This window comes from Kitasatospora sp. NPDC058162, from assembly GCF_042884005.1.
Lineage (GTDB): Bacteria > Actinomycetota > Actinomycetes > Streptomycetales > Streptomycetaceae > Kitasatospora.
Genome location: NZ_JBHVUS010000037.1, coordinates 1 through 23,763, shown reverse-complemented (window position 1 = coordinate 23,763; position 23,763 = coordinate 1). Strand labels below are relative to the sequence as shown.

General features: G+C 71.8%; 22 protein-coding genes. 12 read left to right on the top strand and 10 right to left on the bottom strand.

Going from position 1 to position 23,763, the window contains the following annotated elements; genetic code table 11:
- The first annotated feature begins 46 nt into the window (after positions 1-46).
- Entirely contained in the window at positions 47-379 is a 333-nt protein-coding gene (locus tag ACFVXG_RS38170; RefSeq protein WP_387934555.1) for a hypothetical protein, read from the top strand.
- A 7-nt stretch (positions 380-386) separates the two neighbouring features.
- Here ACFVXG_RS38170 and ACFVXG_RS38165 read toward each other — a convergent pair whose 3' ends face one another.
- Positions 387-2,183, bottom strand: coding sequence for a zeta toxin family protein (locus ACFVXG_RS38165; protein ID WP_387934553.1), 1,797 nt, complete (start codon positions 2,181-2,183; stop codon positions 387-389).
- Positions 2,184-2,290: 107 nt separating this feature from the next.
- On the opposite strand from ACFVXG_RS38165, the gene ACFVXG_RS38160 reads away from it, so the two are divergent.
- The 3 genes from ACFVXG_RS38160 (at position 2,291) to ACFVXG_RS38150 (ending at position 5,135) form a co-directional block, all read left to right on the top strand.
- Positions 2,291-2,938: a hypothetical protein gene (locus ACFVXG_RS38160; protein ID WP_387934551.1), complete on the top strand. Its 648-nt coding sequence runs from the start codon at positions 2,291-2,293 to the stop codon at positions 2,936-2,938.
- Between the two features lie 149 nt (positions 2,939-3,087).
- Entirely contained in the window at positions 3,088-3,843 is a 756-nt protein-coding gene (locus tag ACFVXG_RS38155) for a hypothetical protein (RefSeq protein WP_387934550.1), read from the top strand.
- Between the two features lie 404 nt (positions 3,844-4,247).
- Positions 4,248-5,135 (top strand): hypothetical protein, encoded by an 888-nt coding sequence (locus ACFVXG_RS38150; protein WP_387934548.1) that lies wholly within the window; start codon positions 4,248-4,250, stop codon positions 5,133-5,135.
- Between the two features lie 87 nt (positions 5,136-5,222).
- Here ACFVXG_RS38150 and ACFVXG_RS38145 read toward each other — a convergent pair whose 3' ends face one another.
- Positions 5,223-5,480: a hypothetical protein gene (locus ACFVXG_RS38145; protein WP_387934546.1), complete on the bottom strand. Its 258-nt coding sequence runs from the start codon at positions 5,478-5,480 to the stop codon at positions 5,223-5,225.
- 470 nt (positions 5,481-5,950) lie between these two features.
- On the opposite strand from ACFVXG_RS38145, the gene ACFVXG_RS38140 reads away from it, so the two are divergent.
- Entirely contained in the window at positions 5,951-6,643 is a 693-nt protein-coding gene (locus ACFVXG_RS38140; RefSeq protein ID WP_387934544.1) for a hypothetical protein, read from the top strand.
- Positions 6,644-6,900: 257 nt separating this feature from the next.
- Here the strand turns inward: ACFVXG_RS38140 and ACFVXG_RS38135 are convergent, their stop codons facing one another.
- The 3 genes from ACFVXG_RS38135 to ACFVXG_RS38125 are packed head-to-tail and all read right to left on the bottom strand — an operon-like array spanning position 6,901 to position 8,184.
- Complete coding sequence (locus ACFVXG_RS38135) at positions 6,901-7,155, bottom strand: hypothetical protein (RefSeq protein WP_387934542.1); 255 nt, start codon at positions 7,153-7,155, stop codon at positions 6,901-6,903.
- Between the two features lie 34 nt (positions 7,156-7,189).
- Positions 7,190-7,699 carry a hypothetical protein gene (locus ACFVXG_RS38130; protein ID WP_387934540.1) on the bottom strand — a complete coding sequence of 170 codons (510 nt, stop codon included), beginning with the start codon at positions 7,697-7,699 and terminating at the stop codon, positions 7,190-7,192.
- On the bottom strand, positions 7,696-8,184 hold the full coding sequence (locus ACFVXG_RS38125) for a hypothetical protein (RefSeq protein WP_380641269.1): 489 nt from the start codon (positions 8,182-8,184) through the stop codon (positions 7,696-7,698). The genes ACFVXG_RS38130 and ACFVXG_RS38125 overlap by 4 nt, the downstream gene beginning before the upstream one ends.
- A 525-nt stretch (positions 8,185-8,709) precedes the next feature.
- On the opposite strand from ACFVXG_RS38125, the gene ACFVXG_RS38120 reads away from it, so the two are divergent.
- From ACFVXG_RS38120 to ACFVXG_RS38110, 3 genes are all read left to right on the top strand, one after another.
- Complete coding sequence (locus ACFVXG_RS38120; protein ID WP_387934538.1) at positions 8,710-9,849, top strand: hypothetical protein; 1,140 nt, start codon at positions 8,710-8,712, stop codon at positions 9,847-9,849.
- Between the two features lie 214 nt (positions 9,850-10,063).
- On the top strand, positions 10,064-10,732 hold the full coding sequence (locus ACFVXG_RS38115; RefSeq protein WP_387934537.1) for a hypothetical protein: 669 nt from the start codon (positions 10,064-10,066) through the stop codon (positions 10,730-10,732).
- Positions 10,733-10,811: 79 nt separating this feature from the next.
- Positions 10,812-11,357 (top strand): hypothetical protein, encoded by a 546-nt coding sequence (locus ACFVXG_RS38110; protein ID WP_387934535.1) that lies wholly within the window; start codon positions 10,812-10,814, stop codon positions 11,355-11,357.
- A gap of 434 nt (positions 11,358-11,791) precedes the next feature.
- Here the strand turns inward: ACFVXG_RS38110 and ACFVXG_RS38105 are convergent, their stop codons facing one another.
- Complete coding sequence (locus tag ACFVXG_RS38105) at positions 11,792-12,499, bottom strand: hypothetical protein (RefSeq protein ID WP_387934534.1); 708 nt, start codon at positions 12,497-12,499, stop codon at positions 11,792-11,794.
- A gap of 565 nt (positions 12,500-13,064) precedes the next feature.
- Here ACFVXG_RS38105 and ACFVXG_RS38100 point away from each other — a divergent pair.
- Entirely contained in the window at positions 13,065-14,294 is a 1,230-nt protein-coding gene (locus ACFVXG_RS38100; RefSeq protein ID WP_387934533.1) for a hypothetical protein, read from the top strand.
- A 670-nt stretch (positions 14,295-14,964) separates the two neighbouring features.
- Here ACFVXG_RS38100 and ACFVXG_RS38095 read toward each other — a convergent pair.
- Both ACFVXG_RS38095 and ACFVXG_RS38090 read right to left on the bottom strand, forming a co-directional pair.
- Positions 14,965-15,282, bottom strand: coding sequence for a hypothetical protein (locus ACFVXG_RS38095; RefSeq protein WP_380641281.1), 318 nt, complete (start codon positions 15,280-15,282; stop codon positions 14,965-14,967).
- A gap of 220 nt (positions 15,283-15,502) precedes the next feature.
- A complete protein-coding gene (locus ACFVXG_RS38090) occupies positions 15,503-16,459 on the bottom strand; it encodes a replication-relaxation family protein (protein ID WP_380641283.1) in 957 nt (318 codons plus the stop codon).
- Positions 16,460-16,784: 325 nt separating this feature from the next.
- Here ACFVXG_RS38090 and ACFVXG_RS38085 point away from each other — a divergent pair, with 325 nt between their 5' ends.
- Both ACFVXG_RS38085 and ACFVXG_RS38080 read left to right on the top strand, forming a co-directional pair.
- Positions 16,785-17,297, top strand: coding sequence for a hypothetical protein (locus tag ACFVXG_RS38085; protein WP_387934531.1), 513 nt, complete (start codon positions 16,785-16,787; stop codon positions 17,295-17,297).
- Between the two features lie 58 nt (positions 17,298-17,355).
- On the top strand, positions 17,356-17,538 hold the full coding sequence (locus ACFVXG_RS38080; RefSeq protein ID WP_380641287.1) for a hypothetical protein: 183 nt from the start codon (positions 17,356-17,358) through the stop codon (positions 17,536-17,538).
- A gap of 67 nt (positions 17,539-17,605) precedes the next feature.
- Here ACFVXG_RS38080 and ACFVXG_RS38075 read toward each other — a convergent pair whose 3' ends face one another.
- Positions 17,606-18,493 (bottom strand): replication-relaxation family protein, encoded by an 888-nt coding sequence (locus ACFVXG_RS38075; protein ID WP_387934529.1) that lies wholly within the window; start codon positions 18,491-18,493, stop codon positions 17,606-17,608.
- 735 nt (positions 18,494-19,228) lie between these two features.
- Between ACFVXG_RS38075 and ACFVXG_RS38070 the strand changes: the two genes are divergently transcribed.
- On the top strand, positions 19,229-20,470 hold the full coding sequence (locus ACFVXG_RS38070; protein ID WP_387934527.1) for an IS110 family transposase: 1,242 nt from the start codon (positions 19,229-19,231) through the stop codon (positions 20,468-20,470).
- Positions 20,471-20,770: 300 nt separating this feature from the next.
- Here ACFVXG_RS38070 and ACFVXG_RS38065 read toward each other — a convergent pair whose 3' ends face one another.
- Positions 20,771-23,206 carry a Helicase associated domain protein gene (locus ACFVXG_RS38065; RefSeq protein ID WP_387934525.1) on the bottom strand — a complete coding sequence of 812 codons (2,436 nt, stop codon included), beginning with the start codon at positions 23,204-23,206 and terminating at the stop codon, positions 20,771-20,773.
- Positions 23,207-23,763 lie beyond the last annotated feature (557 nt).

Below are 23,763 nucleotides of genomic sequence, written 5' to 3'. Positions count from 1 at the left end.
GACACTTGCAAACGCAATCTCTGTCCACTACCCAGGCGGTGTCCCCGTGCACGACCCTCGTCCCGAGGAAGGCCGCACCGAGTACTCCGGCACGGCCGGCGCCGTCGGCCCGCAGGAGCAGGCAGACCGGTGGCAGCAGGCCGAGCAGGCCGAGCGGGCCGTTCGCGCGGTGGTGGCCTGGTACAGCTCGGGCATCCGTGACCTTCGCTGCGCGGTCCGGGAAGGCGCCGGCACGGCGGACCTGGACGTCCTGCTCGACGCCAGGCAGCAGGCCATGGCCGATCTCCAGAGCCTGGAGGACGGCGTGGGCGCCGATGAAGCCGCCCGTCTGGCCGCCCACTACACGGCGGCCCTTCGGGAACTGACCGCCGGGAACTGACCGCCGGTCAGGCGACCGGCACGGCGGGCACCGGCCCGGCGGGCGGCACCTCCAGAGGACGGGGCCGCAGCCGAGGCGGCAGGAGCGGGCGGGCCAGCGCCGAGATCTCCTCCAGTTCCCTGCGGTGCTGCGGCAGTGCCCGGCGCACATCCGCCTGGACCGCGAGGAAGCGCAGCGCCTCCGCCTCGGCGTAGGGGCGGGTCCGCTCAGCGGCCAGCGCCCACCCCGGCGCGCCGTCGGAGAAGCCCCGGCGCCACAGCGCCCGCCCGTCCCGGCCCATCACCACCAGCTCGTCCACCACGCTGGAGAGCGCGGCCCCCTCGACCACGGCGGCCACCGCCTCGAAGCACCGGTCGTGCCCTGCCGCCGTCGTGAACCGCGCCGGAAGACCGTCGCGCTGGGCGTCCGCGTAGCGGTGGGCGGTGCCCTGGCGGCTGTCGGCGGCACGCACTGCCAGGGCCAGCACCTGGACGCGGTACCCGGCCCGGTGGAAGGCCCCGGCCTCGGCCAGGACATCCCGGACGCTGCCCGGCGCGGTCTCGACGACCACGTCGCCGCGCCGCTCGCGCACGTACGCCTGCGCCATCGAGAACCAGGCCTTGTAGTCCGCGCGGATCGCCGCCCCCGCCTCGCGCGCGTCGCCGCGCAGCAGGTCGGGGTAGTCGGGGTGCAACATCTTGAGATTGTCACCGACGAGGCGGACCGTGCCCGGGCGCATCGCGCGCTTCACCATGCGGGCGGCCCCGCTCTTGCCCGCACCCGGCTGGCCCACCACGAACACCGCCACCGGGTGCTCCTGGGCGACGGTGCGGCTCAGGAACGCGGGCACGATGTCGAGGTCGAAGATCTCGCGGTGCTCGGCCGGGGACAGCCGGTGGAAGTCGACGCCCGGCGGTCGGCGCAGGGCCTGCGCGATCCGGCGCACCGGCTCGGACAGCGCGGCGGCACGGCGCGCGTCCCGGGCTACCGCCAGCACACGGTCGGCCGGAACCCGGTCCTCGGCGCGCACCAGCGCCCGCTCGGCCCGGGACAGCTCCCGCTGAAAGTCCGCGCTCTCCGCCGCACCCCACCACCGGGCCCGCTCCGCCTCCACCGCCCGCGCCGCACCCGGCGTCCTCGTCCAGGCACCGTCGACGAGCTCGTTGCCGTACAGCGGCACCAGGCCGCGCCGCACCACGGTGACGCGGTCGGCCAGCATCTCCTCCTCGACCACCCGCAAGGTGTCGACGAGTAAGGCCGCGCACCCGTCGTGGTTCTCCCAGGACACGTACCGGCCCGCACCCGTCGCGACGGTCTGCTCGACGTACCGGCTGAGGACACCGAGCTGACTCCACGCCGGAGAGCACGCCAATGCCACCACCTCGACCCGGTACCCGGCCGTCCGATAGGCCGAGGCCTGCGTCCGGGCCTCGTCGGCGTCGGCGAACGCGGTCTCCACCAGCGCATCGAACCGGTGCTCGCGCACCCGCTCCTCCACGGCGGCCTGCCAGCGGCGCGTGTCCGCCCGCACACCCGCACCCGCGGTGCGCACGTCCTCGGCCAGCAACCCGGGGTAGCGCCGGTGCGCGGCCTTGTACAGGTCGGCGCCGACGCGCACCGCCCCGCCCCGCAGATCGAGGACGGCGTGCAGCAGGTCTCCGAGGGTGGTCTTGCCGCTGCCGGGCTGCCCCGCCACGAGCAGTACCACCGGCTGGTCCTGCGGCACGGCGTTTCGGGTCCAGGCCGGAAGGATGACGCTGTTCAGTACGTCGCCATGCTCGGCGCCGGACAGGTCCGCCGTGTCGGCGTCCCGCTCCTTGTGCACTGGGTTTTCCGCCTCGCACTCGGTGTAGGAAGCCCATTGGGTCAATGGGACAAATCTAGTATTGATTCGCGATGTGACGGCCGTCAAATAACGCCTACAGTTGTCCCATGGATGATGAGCCGGGGGCCGAACCGACCACCGCCGAGCAGGCGGAGCTGATCCGCGCGGTCGAGCAACTGGCCCGGGACTGGGCTGGCATGCAGAACCCGTCGGCGACCGGGGAACCTGACGGCGAGCTCCGCCTCCTGGCCGTCCTCAAAAAGATCGACGAGGCCTGCCAGGCCGCGGCCGCCCGCGCGGCCGTCGCCGCGCTCAAGCAGGGAGCGGGCTTCGAAGACCTCGGTGAGGCCTGGGGATTCAGCTGGCAGGCCGCCTCCAAGCGCTGGGGCCACCTCGCCCGCGGCGAGCGGGTCGCCGTGGTCATCTCCCGGCGCAACCGCGTCCACCGCGACGGCTACGGCGAAGTCGATGGCGACGGCCAGTACGACATGGACCGCGGGGCCTGGCCAGTCGGCGAGGAAGTCCGCCGCAAGGCCCGCTACGCCGTCATCGCCGTGGACGGCACCGTCCGGCGCGTCTACAAGATCACGGACGGCTGGGAGCCCGACCAGCACTCCCCGAAGTGGCACTTCACCGGTACCCTCCTTGACGACCCCGAGATCGAGGCCGCGCACGCCGCCGGCGACCTCCCCCTCAAACCCGGTGACTCCTGCCCGACGCAGCGCGGCCGGGCCTACCGACCGCACTGGTTCTGACCCACGCCCTCATCAGGAGATCCGCCGGAAGTCGCGCCTGGCGTGCTCGCGGCTGGAGAACCGTCAGGCAGTGCCTGACGCTCTGACAGCCACGGGCCGGCAGGATCGTACGTTCGAGCACTGCACGCTGAGCTGGGAGGGCACCAACAGTGGGACGCAAGAAGCCGGGCAAGCCGCGCCGGGAGCGGGCCGCCGCCGCGTACACCCTGCAGCAGCTCCAGCCGCCCGGTTACGACCAGTGGATGACCCTCGCGCCCGACGCCGCCACGAAGGCCGCCACCGATCCGCGCCTCAGCCCCGAGACCGTCGACATGACCCGCCGCCTGGTCCGCCTCCAGCCCACCTACGGGCCGAAGATCCCTGTCCAGGCGCTGTGGCTCGACCTCGCCGTCGACCAGGGCGTCCTGCGGCTGCGCCGTCCGGACGGCACGGTCGGGCGGCTGCCGGTCGCCGAGCTCGCCGGCATGCTCGGCGGCCAGAGCGGCGGGCAGGACGTGCGGACCTCGGTGCACGAGCTGCACGCAATCGGCATGCTGCTCGTCGAACCGGACGGCGAGGAGGACTGCGTGCTTCGGGTGGTCATCGGCAAGCCTGCCCGGCCCGGCGACCCGTGGCTGTTCGGCGGCGACCTCGCGAGCGACCTGGTCCCCAAGACGTGCATCCCCGGCGACCCGCAGACCCTCGGTACGGAGGAGTTCGCCGCGCTCGGCTACCTGCGCTCCCACCTGGCCGAGGGCACCACCGGCACCCCGGAGGAGTACGCCGGCTTCGAGGGCGTCGGGTCCGTCGAACGCGCCCAGGAGCTCTTCGACGCCGTCGCCGACCTGGTCGACGTCCGCGGCTGCCCGGCCTGCCCCACCGCCCACCTGTGCACCCGCGACCCCGAAGCACAGCCAGCCATCTGACACGGCCCCGACCTGCCCGCGGCCATGCACCCGGCCTCGGCCTGGCATGTTCGCGGCCGAAAACTCGCAGGTCACAGCCCTGTTCACCACCGACACACGGGTCTACCATTCCCGGCACGGCAACCCCACCGTCCCCAACACCGGGGCTGCCGAGCAGAACGGCCACGCCCACGCGCGGCCGAAGCCTCCCCCGGCCGGGACCCCGGGCACCCCCCTTGCCCCCGCGGTCCCGGCCGGCTGCGCACAGAGGCCGCTGCTGCCCCGGCGAAGCCGGCGACCTCCTTCGCCGCCGTCCACATCGAGCACCGACTCGTTCTCAACTCCGGCGCACCAGCCCGCGCAGGTGGGAGAGTAGTCCGCGGTGCGTCAGGCAACGCCTGACGAGCGAGCGGAGGGCGGACCAGATGGCGGGCGACACGGGCACCCAGCTGCGCAACCACGTGCGGGGGCTGGCGAAGACCTACAACTGCCAGGCCACCATGGGCGTGCGCTCGGAAGGCCGCGGGAAGTGGCGGGTCTACTGGACTGACGGGCCGTCGGTGACCAGGGTGAGCCGCAGCATCGCCCGCGACCTGCCCGACCTCACCGGCATCAGGTTCGACCGCGACCACGAGCGGCGCCCCATGCTCCTGGGGGCGCTGAGGGTCGTGGCCACGGCCACCGAGGAACGCATGGAGCGGCTCACCGACCGGGTGTGGGGCGACCTGGAGTCTGCGGCCCGTGAGCACCTGGACGACGTGACCGACCCGTGGGAAAGCGCAACGGCCCGGGAACGGGCGATGGTCGAGCGGCTGCTCGCCCACACCGCCCGCCGCGACCCGTGGGGCGACACCTTCGAGGACGAGGACGCCGCCCTGGCCGAACTCCTGCGCCGACGCGGCGTGACCTGGCTGCTGGAGCCGGCCGCCGACACGACGGTCCCGGGGCCGGTCCGTCAGGCAGAGCCTGACGCGACGGCGGACGCGCTGGCACTCACCCCGCTGGAACTGCTCACCGCCCGGTACGCGGCCGGGGGCGACCGCCGGGCGTGGGACCAGGGGGCGCAGCCGACGCCCGCCGGCCATCTCTTCGCCCAGGCGGTCGGCGACGCCGGGATCGGCAAGGCGGAGGCGCTGGCGGCCCTGAGTCTGGCCGCCGGTGTGCGGGCCGAAGCGGACGCCGGCGAGGCGCGGCTGATCGACGCGGCCCGCGCGGCGGGCGCTTCGTGGACCGAGGTCGGCGGCATCCTCGGCATGACCAAGCAGTCGGCGGCCGAACGCCGGGCCCGACTCACCCCGTCAGCCAGCGCCTGACGATTGGGTCGCGTATTCGCGGAGGTAGCCGCGCCGACCGCGGCCGGTCGGCTGACTGACAGACTGGTGATCATGACAGCCGAACGCTCACGGGCTGGCGGCGCTGCGGGCCGGGGACCTAGATGTCGGTGCCTGGGTGTCCGGCGCGCAGAACAGCCGGCCGCCGGGGCCGAGCGGCCAGCGGGCGCCGGGGACCGGCCGGTGGACTGCGGCACGGGCGCCGCTGGCTCCTGGAACGGGGAGCGTGCGCACCGCCCGCCGCACCGACGCCAGCTGCGCCCCACTGGCCTGCGGTACCTGGAAGACGACGGCCGCGATCTCGCGCACCGACTCCCACGCGGGCAACCCGGGTCAGCGTGCTGCGCCCGATCGGCTTGTAGGGCGGATCCGGGTGATGCGGTCGAACGGCGATGGGACGGTGCTGGTCGAGAGGCTGGGACAGAGGCTGTCCCAGCCCTTTCAGCCTGTCCGGTTTCGACCGTTTCGCTAGGACGGCCCCAGGCCGTTTCCCTTGCTAGCGGTGTTCTGCGTTCGGGCTGGGACAACGCTGGGACATCCGGGCCCGTCGTCCGGTGTCCTCTGACAGGTGATCTTGACCGTTTGTCAAGAGATCTTGACCAGTGTCAGGTCTCTGTCGCTCGTTCCTAACCGGTGGGCTGCTTCCGGCGTACGCGGCTGAGACCCCGACCCGAGAGGACACCTCGACGTCCACATCTGCACTCACCGGCTCCGGGAGACTGCTGGTCTTCTCAGAGGGCTGACGTCGTGCGAAGCTGGCGCAGGCGAAGCCGTTGTACGCACGGGAGGAGCCGGACGTGCCCGGACAGGACGCGGAGCAGCCGCCGGGTTCTGGAGCGGTGAACAGGATCGAGAGGGCCGATATACAGGGCCCGGTGATCCAGGCAGGCGTCGTCGGCGATATCTACGTCGGGACCGACAGTGTCCGGCAGCAGGCCGCCGAGGTCCTCGCGGTCTCTGTCGAGGGCTTCAGGTCCACTACCACCGGCTACTCCTACGTCGGCGAAGACGCGCGCGCTGCTTGGCTCCCTGGCGGCGGAGTGAAGGTTCTGGTCGAGGGGCTCACGACGCAAGCGGTTGTCCTCAACAGGATGCGGCCCGTCATCGATGCGCGTAAGCCGCCTCGGCCTGCGCGTGTCACGATGAGCGTGTTGTCTGTCATTGAAGAGCGCGGCTTCGTCGTTGATCTGTCCGGCAGCACTCCCGCCTTGGTGCCGCTACGGCCCGAAGCGCCGGACTTCCCGTTCATGGTCGCCAAGGGTGATCCCGAACTTTTCGCCGTCACCCCCTACTCCTCCGATCAGGTCTTCTGGCACCTCGAATTGGACTGGACCAGTGCTGGCCGCACCGGCACGGCAGTGATCAAGTGGACCAATGGACGGCCCTTCGTCTGCATGCCTGGGCCACCTGATGTGTCCCTCCCCCGCCCCGGCGGACGGTGGTGGCGGCGACTCCGAATTCGACGCACCCGGTCGACTGCGGACGGATAGCCGGTTTTCCGGGACCGAGCCGTGCCGCGGGTGTTCAAGACCGTCTGGCAATCGGTCAAGATCACCTGTCAGAGGACAATGCGGTCGAACGGCGACGGGGTGGTGCCGGTCGAGAGGCTGGGACAGAGGCTGTCCCAGCCCTTTCAGCCTGTCCGGTTTCGACCGTTTCGCTAGGACGGTCCCAGGCCGTTTCCCCTGCTAGCGGTGTTCTGCGTTCGGGCTGGGACAACGCTGGGACATCCGGGCCCGTCGTCCGGCTACCGGCCGGGTGCGGCGTCGTCGATGGCGGCGAGCAGGCGGGCGTGGACGGCGCCGGCGGCGTCGCGGGTGGCCGGGTCCGGATCGTCGAGCTGCGGGGCTATCAGTTCGGCGGCTGCGGCGAGGATCGGCACCGGGACGGTGGCCTCGCGCAGGTGGAGGAGCTGGGCGGCTGCCCGCTCGCTGGGGGTGGTGGCCCGGGACTGCGGGATCAGGGTGGTGAGGCCGCGGGGGAGGGGCTGATTGCTGGTCACCTGTCCTATTCTTCCGTGCTTCGGGGGTCGGTGATCACCACGGCCGGTTAGCCAGCGTCCGGGAGGTCAGGATGCCGTGGTGGTGACGGGCGACGGCCTCCAGCAGCGCCTGGCGGGCTTGGCGCCAGCGGACGTCCTCGGTACGGCCGGCGTTGGCGGCCCACTCGGGCAGTTGCCGGTCCTGCGCGGCCGCGGTGAGCGTACGGCCGAGCTCGCCGATCGCATGCTGCCAGTGGTCGAGCTGCCCGACCAGCCCGTGTACCAGCTTGTCGACGGCGCCACCCGGGTCGGCCCCGAAGGAGCGTGCCTCGGCGGCGGCCTCGGCGAGGACGTCCTCGTCCAGCCCGTCGAAAGCGTCCCGCCACGGTTCAGCCCGCTGCTCGAACTCCTCCAGCACGGTGCGCAGCGCGCCGTCGACGGCGGCCGGTGACCACGGCGGCGGGGTGCGGGGCGTGCGGACGGTGTCGGCCAGCACCCGGTCCGCGCCGGGCCCGAGCGCCCGGCGGGCCCGGCCCGGCCACTGGCTGGCGCTGCTGCGATTCACCGGCGTGGTTCGGCGGCGCGGCCGGCGGCGATCGCGTCGTCCATCACCTGGGAGAGGTGGGGCAGCTCGCGCTCGTACCAGGTCACCGCGGTGCCCGGCATGGCCAGGGCCAGCGCGGCCACGGCGGCCAGCGCGATCCGCTCCCCGCGGGTGAGCTCCGGGAGCGTCTCCAGGTTGGTCGCGCCGAGCAGCACGCCGCCGTCCAGGCGGTAGCGCAGCTCCGCGGCGAGGTCGTCGTCGTTGCCGGGGATGATCTCGCGGGTGCAGGTCTGCTCGATCGCCTCGGCGGTCAGCTCCAGCACCCGCCCGTGCACCTCGACCGGCTGCCGGCGGGCCAGCTCGCGAACCCAGGCCGCCGCCCTCTCCCCGGCCGCCGCGGCCAGCTGCAGTCCGGCGCGCTCCTCCTCGGTCAGCTCCTCCTCGGGCGCGGGCTCGGAGTCGAGCGAGGAGGGGATCGGCAGCCAGGACAGCGGAGAGGGCGTCATACCGGTGCAACCCCCGCAGCGTCCGCCCGGTCACGGGTGCAGCAAGGGTGGCCTTGCTGCTCTCCGTGTAGCAAGGCGGCCCTTGCTGCACGCTGCTGCTGCGACGGCCCCGTGCAACCGCCGGCTGCGCAGCGGCCCGCCCGGACTGCGACGTCGCGATCCGTGGTGCAGCCAGCCACGCGAGGGCGGTGAGTTTGCCGTGCAGCGGGTGCGACGGAAACTCCCCACCGCAGGTGGGAAGCGGTGCGACCGGAGTTGCAGGCCCGGGTGCCGCAGACCCCGGCCGCCCGCCCTGGCGGGGTCGGCGGCGCACGGGTCGGGCTCCGGGGACGCGCATGCGCACCACGGTGTGCGGGCCGTTGCACATGCGCAAGAGCGGGTGTGCAGCGCTGCGCAACCGGCGCTGCACTGCTGCGATGGGCCAACGCTGCCCGTCGAGGGCGCGGCGTTTCACCCCGGGGTAAAACCCCAGCTCACCGCAGGGATAGCATCCCGATCATGAGTTTCTCCCCGGGGCAAAAGGTCGTGGCCGAGCCGATGCTGTTCGGCGCGCCGACCTGCACGGTGTGCGGCAAGGAGATGGAGCCGAGCGGTACGGGCCGCCCGCGGAAGTACTGCTCGAAGGCGTGTTCGTCGAAGGGCGACCGCATGCGGGAGAAGGAGAAGCGCGCGCAGGCGCTCGCCGCGGCCACCGAAAACCCCCGGGGCGAAACCCCGCTGCCCGTCGGCGACGGCGAGGGGGCAGAGCTGCTGGAGTTCGGCGAGGCGCTGCGCCAGCACGACGCGCGTTTCCTTCTCCAGCTGGAGCGCGCGGAGCGCGAGGGCGACGGCGTCCTTGCCTGCCAGGCCCTGGACGATCTCATCCGTGCCGTCGACGGCCTGGTCGTGCGTCACCGCGAGGTCGCCGAGCGGATGCTCGCTGCCCACCCCGCCCAGGCCGCCGCCCCGGAAGGGCCCGCCTCGGAGCCCCTCGTTTCGCCCCGGGGTGAAACGAGGGGCCCGCTCGGCGACGCCCAGGATCCGGTGCCGGCGGCTGCGACCGCACCTGCCGTGGCGACCGGCGTTCCCGTCTTCGAGGATCGGTCCGCGCCCGCCGCGCCCCGGGGCGAAACTCCGCCGCCTTCGGACCCTGCCAGGGACCGGCCGCAGGCCCTGCTGGCGCCCGTTCCTCCCCGGGGGGAAACGGTGCCCTCTGCGCTGCCCGCCGCCGCAGGGCCTGTTCCTCCCCGGGGTGGAACCCCGCCCGGCGGCGAGCGGCTGCGCGAGCTCGTCGGCCAGCGCCTCGCCCAGCAGGGCGAGCACCGGCCCGCCCCAGTGCCGTCCGCATCGCAGCGCCCGCCCGTCGAGGTCGAGGTCCCGGTCCCGGCCGATCCGATGCACCGGCGCCTGCCCCCGAGCGACGCGCGCATCGTTCTCGACCCGAAGCTGTTCGGCGACTGGTGGGCGCTGGCCGGCTGGACGGTCAACCCTGACGTCTACCTCGTGACGGGCGAGGGCCATCAGGTCGGCTGGGTCGAGCGCGGCCTGCCCGGCATCGGAGACCGGTGGGTGGCGGTGTGCGAGAACTACTTCATAGGCGACCCGATCACCCAGGAGGCGACCTTGCACGACACCCCCGAGCAGGCCGCCTTCACCGTCCACACCGCATACCTGCAGAACCTGTAGCGGCCTCCTGCCGAGCGTTCCGGTCCCCATCGCGGTACGGGTCGGCGGGCAGCGAACCGTCCGGGCGTCAGCCATACGATCTTGTTATGCACCCGGCGTCGGACGGCTTGCGAACAGTTCCGGACAGTGGTCGTGATGCGAACGGCGCAGGCGCGCGAAGCGTGGATGGATGTTCGTAGGCGGCCGCTGGGGCCGCCGGGGGAGGGACCACATCATGCTTCGCAAGCTCGCGACAGCGGCGGCCGCAACGGCGCTCGCCGCGTCGGCCCTGGCCGCAACCGCACCGGTGGCGGCGGCCGACACCGCCACGCCGCAGCCTTCTGCCGACCGCATCGAGGTCGGGATGCTCTTCAAGGGCTACGACAAGGCGGCAGCCGAGGCCAACGGCCACACCATCAAGACCAGCCCCCAGGGCTTCGAGTACTCCGTCAAGAAGAACGCCACCGAGACGGAGGACGCCGCCGCGCAGCAGCTCGCCGCCGCGCGATGGGGCATCAAGCCGGCCGCCAAGCCAGGCCACGACGTCGCGGACGACTACAGCGACTACTACAACCCGCAGTGCGGCACCGTCTGGCTGTCCGGCAACGCGGTGGGCAACCTCAGCGTCGACATCTCCACCGGGTTCACCCTCAACCCCAACCAGCGGGCGATTTTCTACTACTGGGAGGTCGGCCTGTCCGACTCCGGCGGCGTCAGCCACATCCCCTTCGGCCCGGGCGGCCTGTTGGAGCGCCAGAGCTGGAAGGGCGACAAGCACGTCCCCGGCCTGTCGCCCAGCAACGGCCTGGCCTGGGTCGAGAACACCAGCTACGCCACACTCGACGACGGGTCGGTCTGCTACCCGGCACCGAACTCGGTGATCGTCCACTACGCCATCTTCTGATCCGGCAAACCGCCATCGGCGCGGGGCTTCTCCTGGCAGGCTGCCAGGAGAAGCCCCACCCGCCAGGAAGGACAGCACCGTGTTCCGCATCCCGCCGGGAGCCGACCAGCCCAGGCGCGCCATCCCCACCCACGAGGAGACGCAGCGGGAGTTCGCCCGCCCTGTCGCAGCGCTGGCGAGCCCCGAATCCGGGTGGACGGTCCTGCTCGGCCGCGAGGGAATCGACGGCTACCTGACCGACATCGACCTGGACTACGCCCACCAGCGCACCTACCGCGTCCGCGTGCGCACCACCCGGCCGGCACCGGAGCACTTCAGGGTCAAGCCGCGCACACGCCTGGAAGACGTCCTCAACAACACGATCTCCAACTTCAGGATCGAGAACGAGTCCGGCCCCCTCGCATCAGCCGCGGCACGCCTGAACCCGGCCCCCGCCACGACCGGGGAAGCGGTGCTGCGCCTCGACGGCCAGGAGCACGGCGTCCGTACGGCCACCCGGGACGGCTTCTGGGCGGCCGTGCTCGAAATCGGCGACCAGACGATCGTGGTTGCCGCGCCCGAAGACCTCAAGGCAATCGCGCTGGACCTGACCTGGATCCAACCCGGCCAGCCGCTACAGCCGTGAGACCCCGTGGCCCCGTGAACCCGGGGAGCGGCCGGGACGGCCGACAGCAGGCCACCCTGTGGCTCCGGCTCGCCGCCTACGGCTCCGTCCACCCGCACGCACGCCCGCCCCGACCGCCGAGCGGGTGCCAGACCGGGGCGGCAGGGCCGCGCTGGACCAGATCCTAGATCCGGGCAGCGTCGGCCGGGACGGCGGCCAGCTGGTCCACCTCACCTGGCCCGGCAAGCCCGGCATCCAAGCCCTTGAGCGGCGCGGCCCCGGTCGGCTGGACCGAGGTCTACGACGACCTCGGCAGCTGGACCGCCCTCCTCGGTGGCCGCCCGGTCGACGACGCCACCGACGGTGTGCCGCTGCTGTCCGCCAACCCCGCCGACGCCCTCACTTACGCTGCGCCTGGCACTCGACCAGGGCCTCGAGAACGGGTGGCCCGCCACTCACGCGGCGGGCGGTGCCGGGCGGAACTTGGTGAGGCACACCCCGCACAGCAGCGGCCCCTGCTCGAAGGAGAAAGGCGTGATCTGAAGACGGCGGGGCGGCGAGCACTCCGCACACACGACGGCGAACCGGTTGCCGGAGCGCGGGCTGCGAGGGGTGGCGGTGGACTGCACGGCGGCCTCCAGCCGGACGCCGGCAGCCGCGTCCAGGACGGCGATCACCTCGCTCCACCGGGTGGCCTCGGCGTCATCGAGGCGGCAGTCGGTCATCCCCACGACCGGGGTCGCACGCCGCGGCGGGGTGAGCCCGAGCTCGCGGGCGATCCGCGCGAAGTGCTTGTTGTGCCACCGGTAGCCGCTGCTCACCTCCTTCACACCGCGCCGCCTGGCCAGGCCGTGCGCCGCATGGTGCAGCAGCGCCTGCAGGTTGGCCTGGCCGCCGTGGCGCAGGGTGCCGGCGCAGAACCGGAGCTCCATGGTCAGCACGCCGTCGCGGGTGAACTCGCGTCCGGTGCGCAGCGTCGCGCAGCGGGTCGGGTCCGCACCGTTGCCGCTCGCGGTGGTGACCGCGAGCTCCGGCACGTCCGGGTGTCGTCGCCGGATCTCCTGCCAGGCGGTCTCCACGGTGCTGATGATGACCGCGCCGTGGACGAGCGCGGCGGTTTCCGACTCGTCGTGGGCCACCGGCGCGGGATGAGGGATTGTCATGCCGGGTGAACCCGTACGGCCCTCGGCCGGTTACGACCGTGCGGGACGGATCGTGATCCCGGTCACGGACAAACCGGGAGGACAAGGCCCTTGACCAGGGCAAACAGGACAGGACAAGGGGGCTGGTCAAGGGGCGGGACAAGGGGTGGCGTCAGACCGCGGACAAGGGGGCGGCGTGCAAGGTCGGCCGCGTCCGGGCACCCCGCCCGGGTGCCGGGCGGCCATCGCGCCCGCACCGGCCTCCTGCTGACGGAAGACCACCTTGATGACCGCCACCACCCGCCCGGCGCCCGACCCCGACCACAGCCCCGGCGACGGCGACCAGAGCGCCGACCGTCTTCCGGCGCACCCGGGCGAGGCCTCGCCCGGCCGGGGCAACGGCCCCGGTGCCGCCTCCACCGCCACCTCCGCCCGCACCTCCACCGCCCCGCCCGCGGTCGGTCCCATTTCCGCAGGCCAGCGGCCCCGGACAAGGGGCCGCCGCCATGGCGACAACCCTTCTACCGCTGCTCCTGGAAGCCGGGGGACCAGGAAGCGTGCGTCGGGTCCAGCCCGGAGGAACGTCATGGTGGCGCTCGTCCTGTTCCAGCGCGCCACCGGCCGTGAGCTCTGGCATCTGGCCCTGCCCGGCCAGGCCTCCGACAAGGCGACCCGCGACGCGCTGCTCGACCTGCAGGACGCGGGCAAGGCACGCCCGGACGGCTGGGCCCGCGGCCGCAAGCTCTGGTGCCTGACCAAGGTCGGCCACAAGGAAGCCGCCCGCCTGCTGCCGCCCGGCACGAAGCTGTCCGCCGTCCGCGAGCAGGCGCCGAGCGCCGGCTACGACGAGCACGCCCTGGACGTCGCCGCCACCGCCGGACACCTCACCCGTGCCGGCCACGGCTCGCCGCTCACCCTCACCACCGAGCTCCGCCACCCCGTACCCGGCCGCACCGCCCGCTACGCCGACCTCGTCCTGCGCGACCCCGGCGCCGACGTGCCGGTGCTCCTGGTCGAGGTCGACCGAGACAACGAGACGGTCGGCCAGCTCGTCGAGAAGCTCTCCACCTACACCGCCTGGTGCGAGCGCCTCGCCAAGGGCGCCGACAAGATCCGGGCGAAGGCAGCCCGGCACCAGGGGGCCGCCGTCCACGACCACCGGCACTGGCGCACCGTCTACCCGCCCACCGGCCACGAGGGCTACCCGCCCGTCGCCCTGGTCCTCGTCCCCGGCCGCAAACGCGACCGCCCCGGCACCCGCCCGCTCACCCCTGAGCAGCAGGCTGCAAAGGCCGAACGCGACCACCAGCGGCTGCTGCGCCGCCTCGACGCGGTGGAGGACGGCTCCGCCGCCTACTGGAGCCCGCGCCCGTACCCCTTCGCCGGGGTGACGGCCGGCAACTACCACCTGGCGCTGCCGGTGGTCGCCACCACGCTGCACATGCTCGACGCCCACGGCGCCGACGCCGCGGTGTGGCGGCGCTTCGGCAGGGACGGCTGGCACACCCTGACCGGCGCGCTGGACAACCCGGACGGCGACCGGCTCCTGGCCGTCGAGCGCCGGGCCGCGGCTGCCGCCCGCCGGGCCCGCGAGCAGGCCGAGCGGGAGGCGAGCCGTCCGGTCTGCACCCGCTGCGAGGCCAAGCTCACCGACGCCGAGTGGGACCGGGCGCGCTGGGGCGAGCTGGTCTGCTCGTCCTGCCAGCAGGAGGAAGCCGACCGGAAGCGGGCGCAGCGGGCCGCAGCCGACGCCGAAACCGCAGCGGCCGAGGCTGCCAGCGCGAAGAACACCGGCTCCTGGTGGCGCCGATCCTGACAGACCGGCGTCCGTCAGCTGCAACACGAGGTGCAACACGACCGCAACGCACCGGCCTGCCAGGCCACCGCGTTGCACCGCTGACCTGCGAAAACACCAGGCGATCCGGACCGGAAGGGGGGCGTGTTGCACTCCGTGTCGCACCCGGCCAGGCCACTGTGGCCTGCACCGGGGAGTTTCGCTGGCGGACCGGTGAGTTCGCCCCGGGGCGGTGGTGAGTTCTCCCGCCCCGGGCAGCCGACCGCCGGTGAGTTTCGGGAGTTCGCGCAGCTCAGCGGCCGGTGAGAATGGCCGCCACTGGTCCGTTCGGGTGGCGGTCAGGTTCGGCGGGACGGCTGGGTGGGCAGAGCCTGCGGCATGACGACACCTCAGACCAGGCGCCCTCGTCGACGGCGCCGTCCGGCCGCGCGCACCGTCCCCGTCCCCGCTGCTCCGGTCCGCGCCGCCAGGCCGCCGGCTCCGGCCCGGCCCGGCGGCGGGTGCTGCCGGACCTGGTCCAGCGAACACCTCACCCCGGGCGGGGTCGTCATCCGCACGACCTGGCACGAGCCCGCGTGCCCGACCTGGACCCGGCGGTGACCATCAGCGCGTGACCGAGTCGGGCCGGGGTGGGTTCGGCAAACTCCGCCCGCGGTGGACAGCCTCCGGCCGTCGAGCGGCGCGGGCTTCGCTACGCGGCTGCTGCCGCGGCCGTCTCCTCGTCGATGTGCTGGAGCTGGCTGCGTGCGGCCACACGGTCCTCGACGGGCAGCCTTGCCCAGTAGTGGTCGGCCCACACCGCGTGAGCCGCCTGCCGCTCGGCCTCCTCCAGACGGGCGGACTCGGCCAGCTGCTCCTCGCTCAGCCCCTGCCGGGCGGCCTCCAGGTCACCGCCCCAGGTCGGCAACGCGGCCAGGAACGCGCGCCGCTCGGCCTGTACGGCAGCCAGCTTGAACTGCGCGCCCGTCAGGTTGAAGGGGAACTCGAAGGTCTTCTTCTCTTTGCCCACGGCACGGAATCGTACGTGCGACCGGAACCGTGCTCGGCCGCGCCCCGCCGCGCCCCGCCGATACCTTGATGCCCGCCCCGGACTAGGCACCGATACCTTGGCGACTTGGTCACGGATCAATAACGCGGCAGGTCAGAACATCGGTGGGAGCGGGACGAGTACCTTGATGCCCGCCCCTTCCGGGACGGGCATCAAGGTGTCGGTCAGGACTCGGTCTCGGTCAGCCCCACCAAGGGCCCGGCCCGGCCTCGAGGTCGGCGATCGACCACCAGACGTCGGCGCTGGGGCCTTCGTCCTCCAGGTCCTCCAGCTTGGCGACCAGGGCCGGGACGGTGCGCAGCATCCTGGCGACGTAGCGGGTGCGGGCGATGAGTTCCAGGTCGTCGGCGCGGTGGGCGAAGCCGGCCTGCCCGGTGCCGGTGAGGACGAACAGCAACCTCGGGAAGCGCACGTAGCGGCGTTCCCACAGCGGCACGCCACCGCCCTCGGCTTCCATGGTGCCGGGCCGCACTCCGGCCGGCAGCGGCGCGGTGGCCCAGTAGCGGGCGTAGGCGTTCAGTTTGGCGGCCAGCCGGGGCCCGCCCATGGTGCCGCGGTCGACCTCGACGAACGCCAGGTTGGTGACCCGGGCGTCGTCCGCGCTGGTGCGGCTGTAGTAGAGCAGGCCGTCCGGGCGTACCGTGCCCTCGCGGCCTTCGGCGAAGCGGTGGGTGATCTCCGGGATGAAGTCGAACGGCCCGTAGGCGTCGTCCCGGCGGCGGGCGTCGGCGAGGAACACCAGGTGGGTCCGTAGGACGGCGAGCTGGTGCCACAGGGTGTACTTGAAGGCGCTCTTGTCGCCGGGCAGGCGCGGGGCGGGGATGTCCGCCAGTTCGGGGAAAGCGCCGGCGACCCGCGCTCCGTGCTCGGTCAGGTACCAGCCCCTGGCCCGCCCGGACTGGGGCAGCACCAGTTCCTCGGCCAGGCCCTCCTCGCGCAGCCGCCGCAGCCGGGCCCGCATCTTCTCGATGCCCGCGTCCGGGGCGGTCAGCCGCCGCAGCTGCTCGGCGGTGGCGATCCGGAACTGGAACAGGGAGGCGAGCACGGCCCAGGTGATCTCCACCTCCCGCGTCTCGCTGTCCGGCTCCGCCCCAGTCCTCGCCCTGCTCTTCGGCCTGGCGCCGTCGTTCTTCGTCATCGCGGGGTTGCCCCTTCGGCTGGGCGCGGAGCCGGTGCTCCGCGCGGTCGCCGAAGGGAACCCCGCGAACCTTGGCGGATACCTTGGCGATCCACCCTCTCTGCGGCAACGATCACGTAACGGCCCCTACCAACGTTGGCAGCCATCACCTTGATGACGGGCTGGACACCTTGGTGACCGGCCCGGGAAACCTTGATGCGTCGCGCGGACCTTGGTGGCCGGCTTCGTACACCTTGATGCCGCCTGCCCGGACACCTTGATGCCGGGGAGGGAGTCGGACAGAACCCGATCGTCCCGGTACTGGGCATCCCTCTACGGTGAGCCCATGACTGCTGCTGCCACCGGCTTGGTGGGTATCGCCTTTGATGGCTTCAACCAGGCCCGGGTCCGTCTCACCCGCACGATCGAGGAGACCACGAACCTTTACACCGTCACGGTGCCGACGATGGAGACCGCCTACTGGGCCAGGGCCCTGGACGAGCAGCTGGTGAAGGCCGACCTTGCCTACAGGGCAGCCCGTCAGCAGCCGGAAGGAACCGTGATCCGCGGCCTGCAGTGGCTGCGCAACCGCACCACCCACGCTCTGCCACTGACACTCCGCGCCGTTGGCGGGCTTTCCGCCCCGATCACAGTCCCGATTACTCTCCAGCCCCTCTCAATCATCTGGCACCATGCTGACCAGCTGCCGCCCGAAGAGCCCAACCACACGTCGCCCGCCGGCCGGAGCGCCTACAACACGGCCTTCGCGCATAAGCCGCTGCTGGGCCCGCTCGACGATGTTGCCCAGTGGTTCGCTGCGGAGCGCTCCCGCGCCGGATCCGCGCTGACCGAGATGTAGGTGGCGGGGACGTAGGGGATCCCAAGACCAGGCTCGGCTCTCCCGGTACAGTCGCGCCATGAGCAACACGTACGGCATCGTCATGGACGAACAGCCCAGGTACCGACACCAGTTGGACTCTCGATCCACCCGAGGCGACCGCTCGCTCTGCGGGAAGCCCTTGGTGATCGTTCCGAACGCCACCCTCTACACCGACGACTGCGTCCTCTGCTTGGAAGAACAGGTCAAGCGGAGCAACTGATCCTGCGCACTGGTCTTGCCCTCCACACGGCATGGGAGGGAAGACCAGGCTCGTGAGGAGGCCGTTCCTACAACTCCCAGGCCCCGCACCGGGCCCGTGTGTGGTCGGCGAGCGCGTGCCACACCGGGCCGTTGATGCCGTGCTGCTCCAGATCAGCCAGGCGGGCCGCGCCAGCCTTCACGCTCATCAGCATCCGGGCGACCAGCGGGTGGGCATCGGCGACGCCCTGGAGGTCGCGGATGCGCTGCCGGGCGGCCTGCTCGCCGGTGTCCGCGAGGACGAACAGCAGCCGCGGGAAGACCACGTAGTGCTGCTGCCAGGCGGGCAGGACACTCAGGGCGCCGGCGGTGCGCCGCAGGTGGGCCGGGATCGGGTGGTGGTCGTGGAAGCGGGCGTAGCCGATCAGCTTGGCGGCGAGCTTCTCGCCGGCCATGGTGCCGCGGTCGACCTCGACGAACGCCCGGTACAGCGCGCGGCCAGCCCCGCCGGTCGCGTAGTGCAGCAGGCCGTCCGGGATGACCGCGCCGTCCCGCCCTTCGCCGTAGCGGTGGTAGACCTCGGGCAGGAAGTCCAGCGGCGCGCACTCGTCCCCGGCCGCGCGGGCGCCGGCCACGAAGGCGACCTGGGTGCGTACGACGGCCAGGACGTGCCCGAGCCGCAGCCGCGCCGCGGACTTGTCCTCGGGCAGCGGCGGGGAGGTGACGCCCTCCAGCTCGGGGAAGGTCGCGGCGATCCGGGTGCCGTGCTCGGTCAGGTACCAGGCCCGCAGCTTCCCGGCCTGCGGCAGCACGACGTCCTCGACCAGGCCCTCGTCCTTCAGCCGGCGAAGGCGCCGACGCATCAGCTCCGGTTTGCTGCCGGGGGTGTGCAGGACGCGTAACTGCTCGGCGGTGGCCATCCGGAACTGGTACAGCGCGGCCACGACCTGGTGGTCGATCTCGGGCGGCATAGCCATCACGGGCTCCTCACGATCAGGTGCCCGCCACCCCGGTGGCGGCGAGCACCCGTAGGGAAGCCCGCGGTTCACACCACTTTTCTCACCAAGACCGGTCCCTGCGGTCACGATCCGACAACGGGTGCACTAACCGGTGCGCCAACCGGTGGTGAGAACCGGCGCACCAACCGGCGCCCGACCCTCCCGACCGCTGCGCCTGGATTCCGGGCAAACACGCAGGTCAGGTGTCGTGGTGAGTGGCCGTCAAGGTGGAACTCACCACCCCGACAACCCTAATCCGTAGTGAAGGTGGCTCCGGGAGCTTCCAACGAAGGCTTCCCGGACTGTCTGTGCGTGACGGACGCCTGTTCCATACCTGGCCCCTGCGAGGCCTCAAGAAAGAGCGGCGCAGTCACGGTGGTGGGTTTCGTAGTGGTCGCGTGGGCGCCGGGCTGATGCCTACGACAACCCCGACCTGCGAGGTCTGTTGGAGAGAGCGGCGCGGTCCGGCGTCCTCGGGCCGCTGCGAAACCCACCGGTGATCGTGTTTCCTGGGCGTGGTGCGAGCCCGTTCCAGGGCTGACCCCTTCTTGATATCCGCGAGCCGCCGAGCTCTCGTGCAGACGGGGGCCCCTGGGACGCGCTGGTGTCATGAACGGCTACTGAGATGGCGGACCCAAGAGTCCTGGGATTAGGGCGCCGCGTGACCCGCATGTGCTCGCGACCTGCGGAAACAGCAAGAGTTGGGGGAACAGGTTGAAGATCTTCTGCGGCATCGACTGGGCCGAATCGCACCATGACGTCGCCTTGGTGGACGACTCCGGCGAACTGCTGGCCAAGCGCCGGATCACCGACGACGCGGCCGGCTACCAGCTGCTGCTGGACCTGCTCGCCGAGTACGGCGACGGCCCCGACGAACCCATCCCCGTGGCGATCGAGACCAGCCACGGCCTGCTGGTCGCCGCCCTGCGCACTGGCCGCCGGAAGGTCTTCGCGGTCAACCCGCTCGCCGCCGCCCGCTACCGCGACCGGCACAGTGTCTCCCGCAAGAAGTCCGACCCCGGCGACGCCCTGGTCCTGGCGAACATCCTGCGCACCGACATGCCCGTGCACCGCCCGCTTCCGGCCGACTCCGACCAGGGCCGGGCCGTCACCGTGCTGGCCCGCGCCCAACAGGATGCCGTCTGGAACCGGCAGCAGCTCGGCAACCAGATCCGCTCGCTCCTGCGCGAGTACTACCCGGCCGCCCTGGAAGCCTTCCAGAGCAAGGCCGGCGGGCTGGCCCGGCCGGACGCCCGCGCAGTGCTTGCCGCCGCGCCGACCCCGGCCAGGGCGGCGAAGCTCACCCTGCCCCAACTGCGGGCAGCACTCAAGCGCGCCGGCCGCTCCCGTGGGATCGACGCCGAGGCCGAACGGCTCCGCTGCATCTTCCGGGCCGAGTACGCCCGCCACCCCGACGCGGTCGAGGACGCCTTCGGCCACCAGCTCGCTGCCCTGCTCAAGCAGTTCGACGCGGCCTGCCAGGCCGGTGACGACCTCGCCAAGGCGGTCGAGGCCGCCTTCCGTGAGCACCCGGACGCCGAGATATACCTCAGCTTCCCCGGCCTCGGAGTCCAGCTCGGCGCTCGTGTCCTGGCGGAGATCGGCGACGACCGCAGCCGCTTCGCCGACGCCCGCGGCCTCAAGGCCTACGCCGGCTCCGCACCCATCACCCGGGCCTCCGGCAAGAAGAGCTACGTCGGCCGACGCATGGTCAAGAACAACCGGCTCATGCACGCCGGATTCCTCTGGGCCTTCTCCGCCCTCACCGCCTCGCCCGGCGCCGATGCCCACTACCGCCGCCGACGCGAGCACGGAGACTGGCACGCCGGCGCCCAACGTAACCTCCTGAACCGACTGCTCGGCCAGCTCTTCCACTGCCTTCAGAACCGCCAGCTGTTCGACGAGAACCACGCCTTCACCTCCTCCGTCACGTCATCAATCACGGCCGCTGCTTGACTCCATAGCTTCCTGAGATGTCTCTCCTTCCCCTTCCTGTCCCTGGCTTTGTGAGTGGTGGTTGGCTGGTTGGGTGGGGCGGTGGCGTTGAGGGTCTGCTGCGCCTGCGGCGGGCCTCTTCTTCTCTCGCGTCCGGCTGGTGCCGGCCGCTCGCGGTGGGGCGGGCTGGGGCGCGGCGGCCCCAGAATGGCCGCCAGGCCGCCTCCGCACCGCTCGCCCGCCGCGTTCCTCCAACGCGACTGGCACAGGCGGTCGGAGACGGCCTGGAGCGCTTCTCGGCGGGCACCGGACCCAGCCGGGTCAGCGCCAGTCGAGACTGAGTGCGGCTAGCCGGTCGAGCTGCTCGCCGGTGAGCTTGGCCCGGCGGCTCTTGGTGTTGGAGATCCACACCCCGAGCTTCACCTCCACCACGCCCTCGCCCTCCCTGATCTCTTCGACATGGCCGCGCGGCACGATCACCGTCCCCGTGCGCTCCCGGTACTGGGCGAGAGCGGTGAGCCCGCGGTCGAACGCGCTCACCTTCCCGCCGGCCTTCTTCTTCGGCGCGACCTCCTCGGCGGGGGCCGCCAACGGCTCGACGCCGAGCCCGGCCAGGCGCCCTTGCTGCCCGTCCATGAGGCCCTGCCACACGATGTGCTGACACTGGCGCTCCAACCACCTGCCGACGTCGAGCCCGTGGAGCGTCACTCCCGGCAGCAGGTCCGTCAGCTGCGCCCCGCCCTGGACGCACTCGCGCACGGCGGCGTAGTGGCGCTGCCAGTCCAGGGGCCAGTCCGGGTTCCAGTCCGGGTCGATCTCAGCGAGCGCCTCGATCCGGTCGGGACGCTCGGCCAGTACCCCGGGCCGGCGCTGGTTGGACAGCCACTGCCCCACGGGCTTGTCCAGCGAGGTCGCCGTGCGCGGCGCCGCGAGGGTGTGGTGGTCCTTGTAGTACTCCCGGGCGGCGGCGAGGTTCTCCTCCCACGCCGCGTCCAGCGGATCCCACACCATGCCGAGCGACTCCAGCCGCTCGACCCGCTTGCCCTCCATCTCCCCGGCCGCGTACGCCTTGCGCTGCTCACTCACCCAGTGCCCCAGCGGGTACATCTGGTGCGGGTCCAGCCCGGCCCGGGTCGCCTCCCGGTGGTCGAACGGCACCCGCAGGTGCCGCTCCCGCTTGTAGTACTTTTCGGCGGCCGACCATCCCCGGGCCCAGTCCTGACGCTCGGTGTCGATCACGTTGAACGAAACCCACTGAGCGACCATCACCGGATCACGCGGAGCCGAAAAACGGAGCAGCATCCGGCTTTCCTTCTCGCCTTCCTGCGGCTCCGGACCGATATCCGTGGACGGCTCAACCTCGTTCTTCTGCTCGACCTGAGGAATCGCCAGCAATTCCACGGCCTCCTCATCGTGAGCCCGCAAAGCCTGAAGCACATTCACCAAAGGCCGGTAACTCCCCGAGGTGAACATGTCCTGAGGCGCCTCGCCTTCCTTGAGGAATACCGGCACGATCAGCGACGCCAGTTTCCCCTCGTTCGGCTTCTGCCTGAGGGCTCGTCCGATCGCCTGGACGATGTCGTGCGGCGCTCCCTTCGGGTCCAGCAGGGCGACGCTGTCGACGGCCCGGATGTCCACGCCCTCGCCCAGCACCCGGCAGTTACACAGCACCGCCCACAACGCGCTGCGCCCGAACTCTCCAATGGTTCTCGACCGCCGCTCGCCGGCGTGCTCCCCCTTCAGCCAGCCCGCCCAGATCCGCTCCGGGTACATCTCCGGATCGCTCTCGTGCAGCCGCTGCGCCACCTTCGCCAGACCCTCCGAGAACGCCTGCGCCTCGACCGTCCGGTGGTGGAACGTGATCATCGTCCGCAGCCTGTGCTCTGCCATCGTCCGCAGCATGGCGGCCTGGAGCGCGCCGAGTCGCTGCCCGCGGATCTCCTCCTGGCGCCGCTCGGGGCTCATCAGTTTCTCGGGGGTGACGACGGGGTCGGTGAGCTCGACCACGATGATCTGGTACCGGGCGAGCAGGCCGCGCTTCACCGCCTCGGACAGGGGGAGCTTCCACGCGACGGAACCGAAGATCGCTTCGTCGTCCATGGACGCGGCCATCTCCTCCGGCAGCCGCTCGTACCGCTCGCCCTCCCGCAGGTCCCAGGTCGGCGCCGGCCGCTCCTGCCAGATCCGCGGCGTCGCCGTCGCGTACAAACGCCGGGCCGCCGGGATGCACTCCTGATCGTGGACCCTGGCCCACTTCTTCCCCAGCGACCCGCTGGTGCGGTGCGCCTCATCGACCACGACCAGGTCCAGCGGCTTCAGGATCTGCCCGTAGGCACCCTCGAAGGCGTCGACCAGCACCCCGAGCGAGCCATAGGTGGCGAACATGGTCACCGGCCCGGAGCTGTGCCACATCGCCAGGCGGATCGGGTTGGTGGTACACCGCACGTCCATGGAGAACAGCTCGACGTTGTCCTCCATGGAGCACACCGCGACCGCCGGCCCCGTGTGTCCGACCTCCCGCCACGACTTGATCGTCTGCTCCAGCAGGGCCAGCGTCGGCACCAGCACCAGCACCCGGCCGCGCGGCACCATCCTGCGCGCGGCCTCTGCGCAGATGTACGTCTTCCCGGTCCCGCAGGCCGCGTGAATCTGGGTCCTCAGGCCGTTCCAGGGAATCGATCCGCCCGGCGGGATGTCCAGCGCGCGAATGATCGCGTCGACCGCCTCGATCTGGTGGTCACGCAAGTCGATGGGCATGTCCCCAATCCTTCCATGGAATGTTGGAGGGGATTTTCTTGATCGCACAACCCGCACAAGAGAGCCGAACACTGGGGGTGCGCCTGCAACACTGACTCTACACAGTGCATCACGGTGATGCAGCAGGCTTGTCGAAGGTTTCGCTCCTCAGGGTGAAGTACGGCAAGATTCGAGCATGAACCCGCGCTCCGGGTGGTACACTCCTCTCGTGTCGACGGTTCTGGAGGTGAGCCGTGACGGGCGTTCAGGGTGGCGGAGCGAAGCGGAGCCACCGGGCTCGACAGGGGTGCCGGCCTTGACCGACGATGAGGTTACAGGGAGTGAACTTCCTGAGATAGCCCAGGATTCCTGGGCCTACACAGTGCCGCGCGTGATGCACCCCCTCCCAGTCAGCTGATCGGATTCCCGCTTGCGGGAATCTCGGAAATCCCGCGCAGCGGGTTTTCCGACGGTTTAGAATTCCGCTTGCGGAATTCAATTCCCGCGCTTGCGCGGGAATTTTGCCGGAGCGAAGCGAAGGCATTCGCTGCCCGGCGGCTTGCCGCCGGGATACCCGC

Excerpts from the sequence above, each read along its gene's own strand:
- ACFVXG_RS38090 (WP_380641283.1), bottom strand. The coding sequence starts at position 16,459 with ATGACGAAGAACGACGGCGCCAGGCCGAAGAGCAGGGCGAGGACTGGG.
- ACFVXG_RS38080 (WP_380641287.1), top strand. The coding sequence starts at position 17,356 with ATGAGCAACACGTACGGCATCGTCATGGACGAACAGCCCAGGTACCGA.
- ACFVXG_RS38150 (WP_387934548.1), top strand. The coding sequence starts at position 4,248 with ATGGCGGGCGACACGGGCACCCAGCTGCGCAACCACGTGCGGGGGCTG.
- ACFVXG_RS38085 (WP_387934531.1), top strand. The coding sequence starts at position 16,785 with ATGACTGCTGCTGCCACCGGCTTGGTGGGTATCGCCTTTGATGGCTTC.
- ACFVXG_RS38100 (WP_387934533.1), top strand. The coding sequence starts at position 13,065 with ATGGTGGCGCTCGTCCTGTTCCAGCGCGCCACCGGCCGTGAGCTCTGG.
- ACFVXG_RS38075 (WP_387934529.1), bottom strand. The coding sequence starts at position 18,493 with ATGGCTATGCCGCCCGAGATCGACCACCAGGTCGTGGCCGCGCTGTAC.
- ACFVXG_RS38115 (WP_387934537.1), top strand. The coding sequence starts at position 10,064 with ATGCTTCGCAAGCTCGCGACAGCGGCGGCCGCAACGGCGCTCGCCGCG.
- ACFVXG_RS38105 (WP_387934534.1), bottom strand. The coding sequence starts at position 12,499 with ATGACAATCCCTCATCCCGCGCCGGTGGCCCACGACGAGTCGGAAACC.
- ACFVXG_RS38125 (WP_380641269.1), bottom strand. The coding sequence starts at position 8,184 with ATGACGCCCTCTCCGCTGTCCTGGCTGCCGATCCCCTCCTCGCTCGAC.
- ACFVXG_RS38065 (WP_387934525.1), bottom strand. The coding sequence starts at position 23,206 with ATGCCCATCGACTTGCGTGACCACCAGATCGAGGCGGTCGACGCGATC.
- ACFVXG_RS38160 (WP_387934551.1), top strand. The coding sequence starts at position 2,291 with ATGGATGATGAGCCGGGGGCCGAACCGACCACCGCCGAGCAGGCGGAG.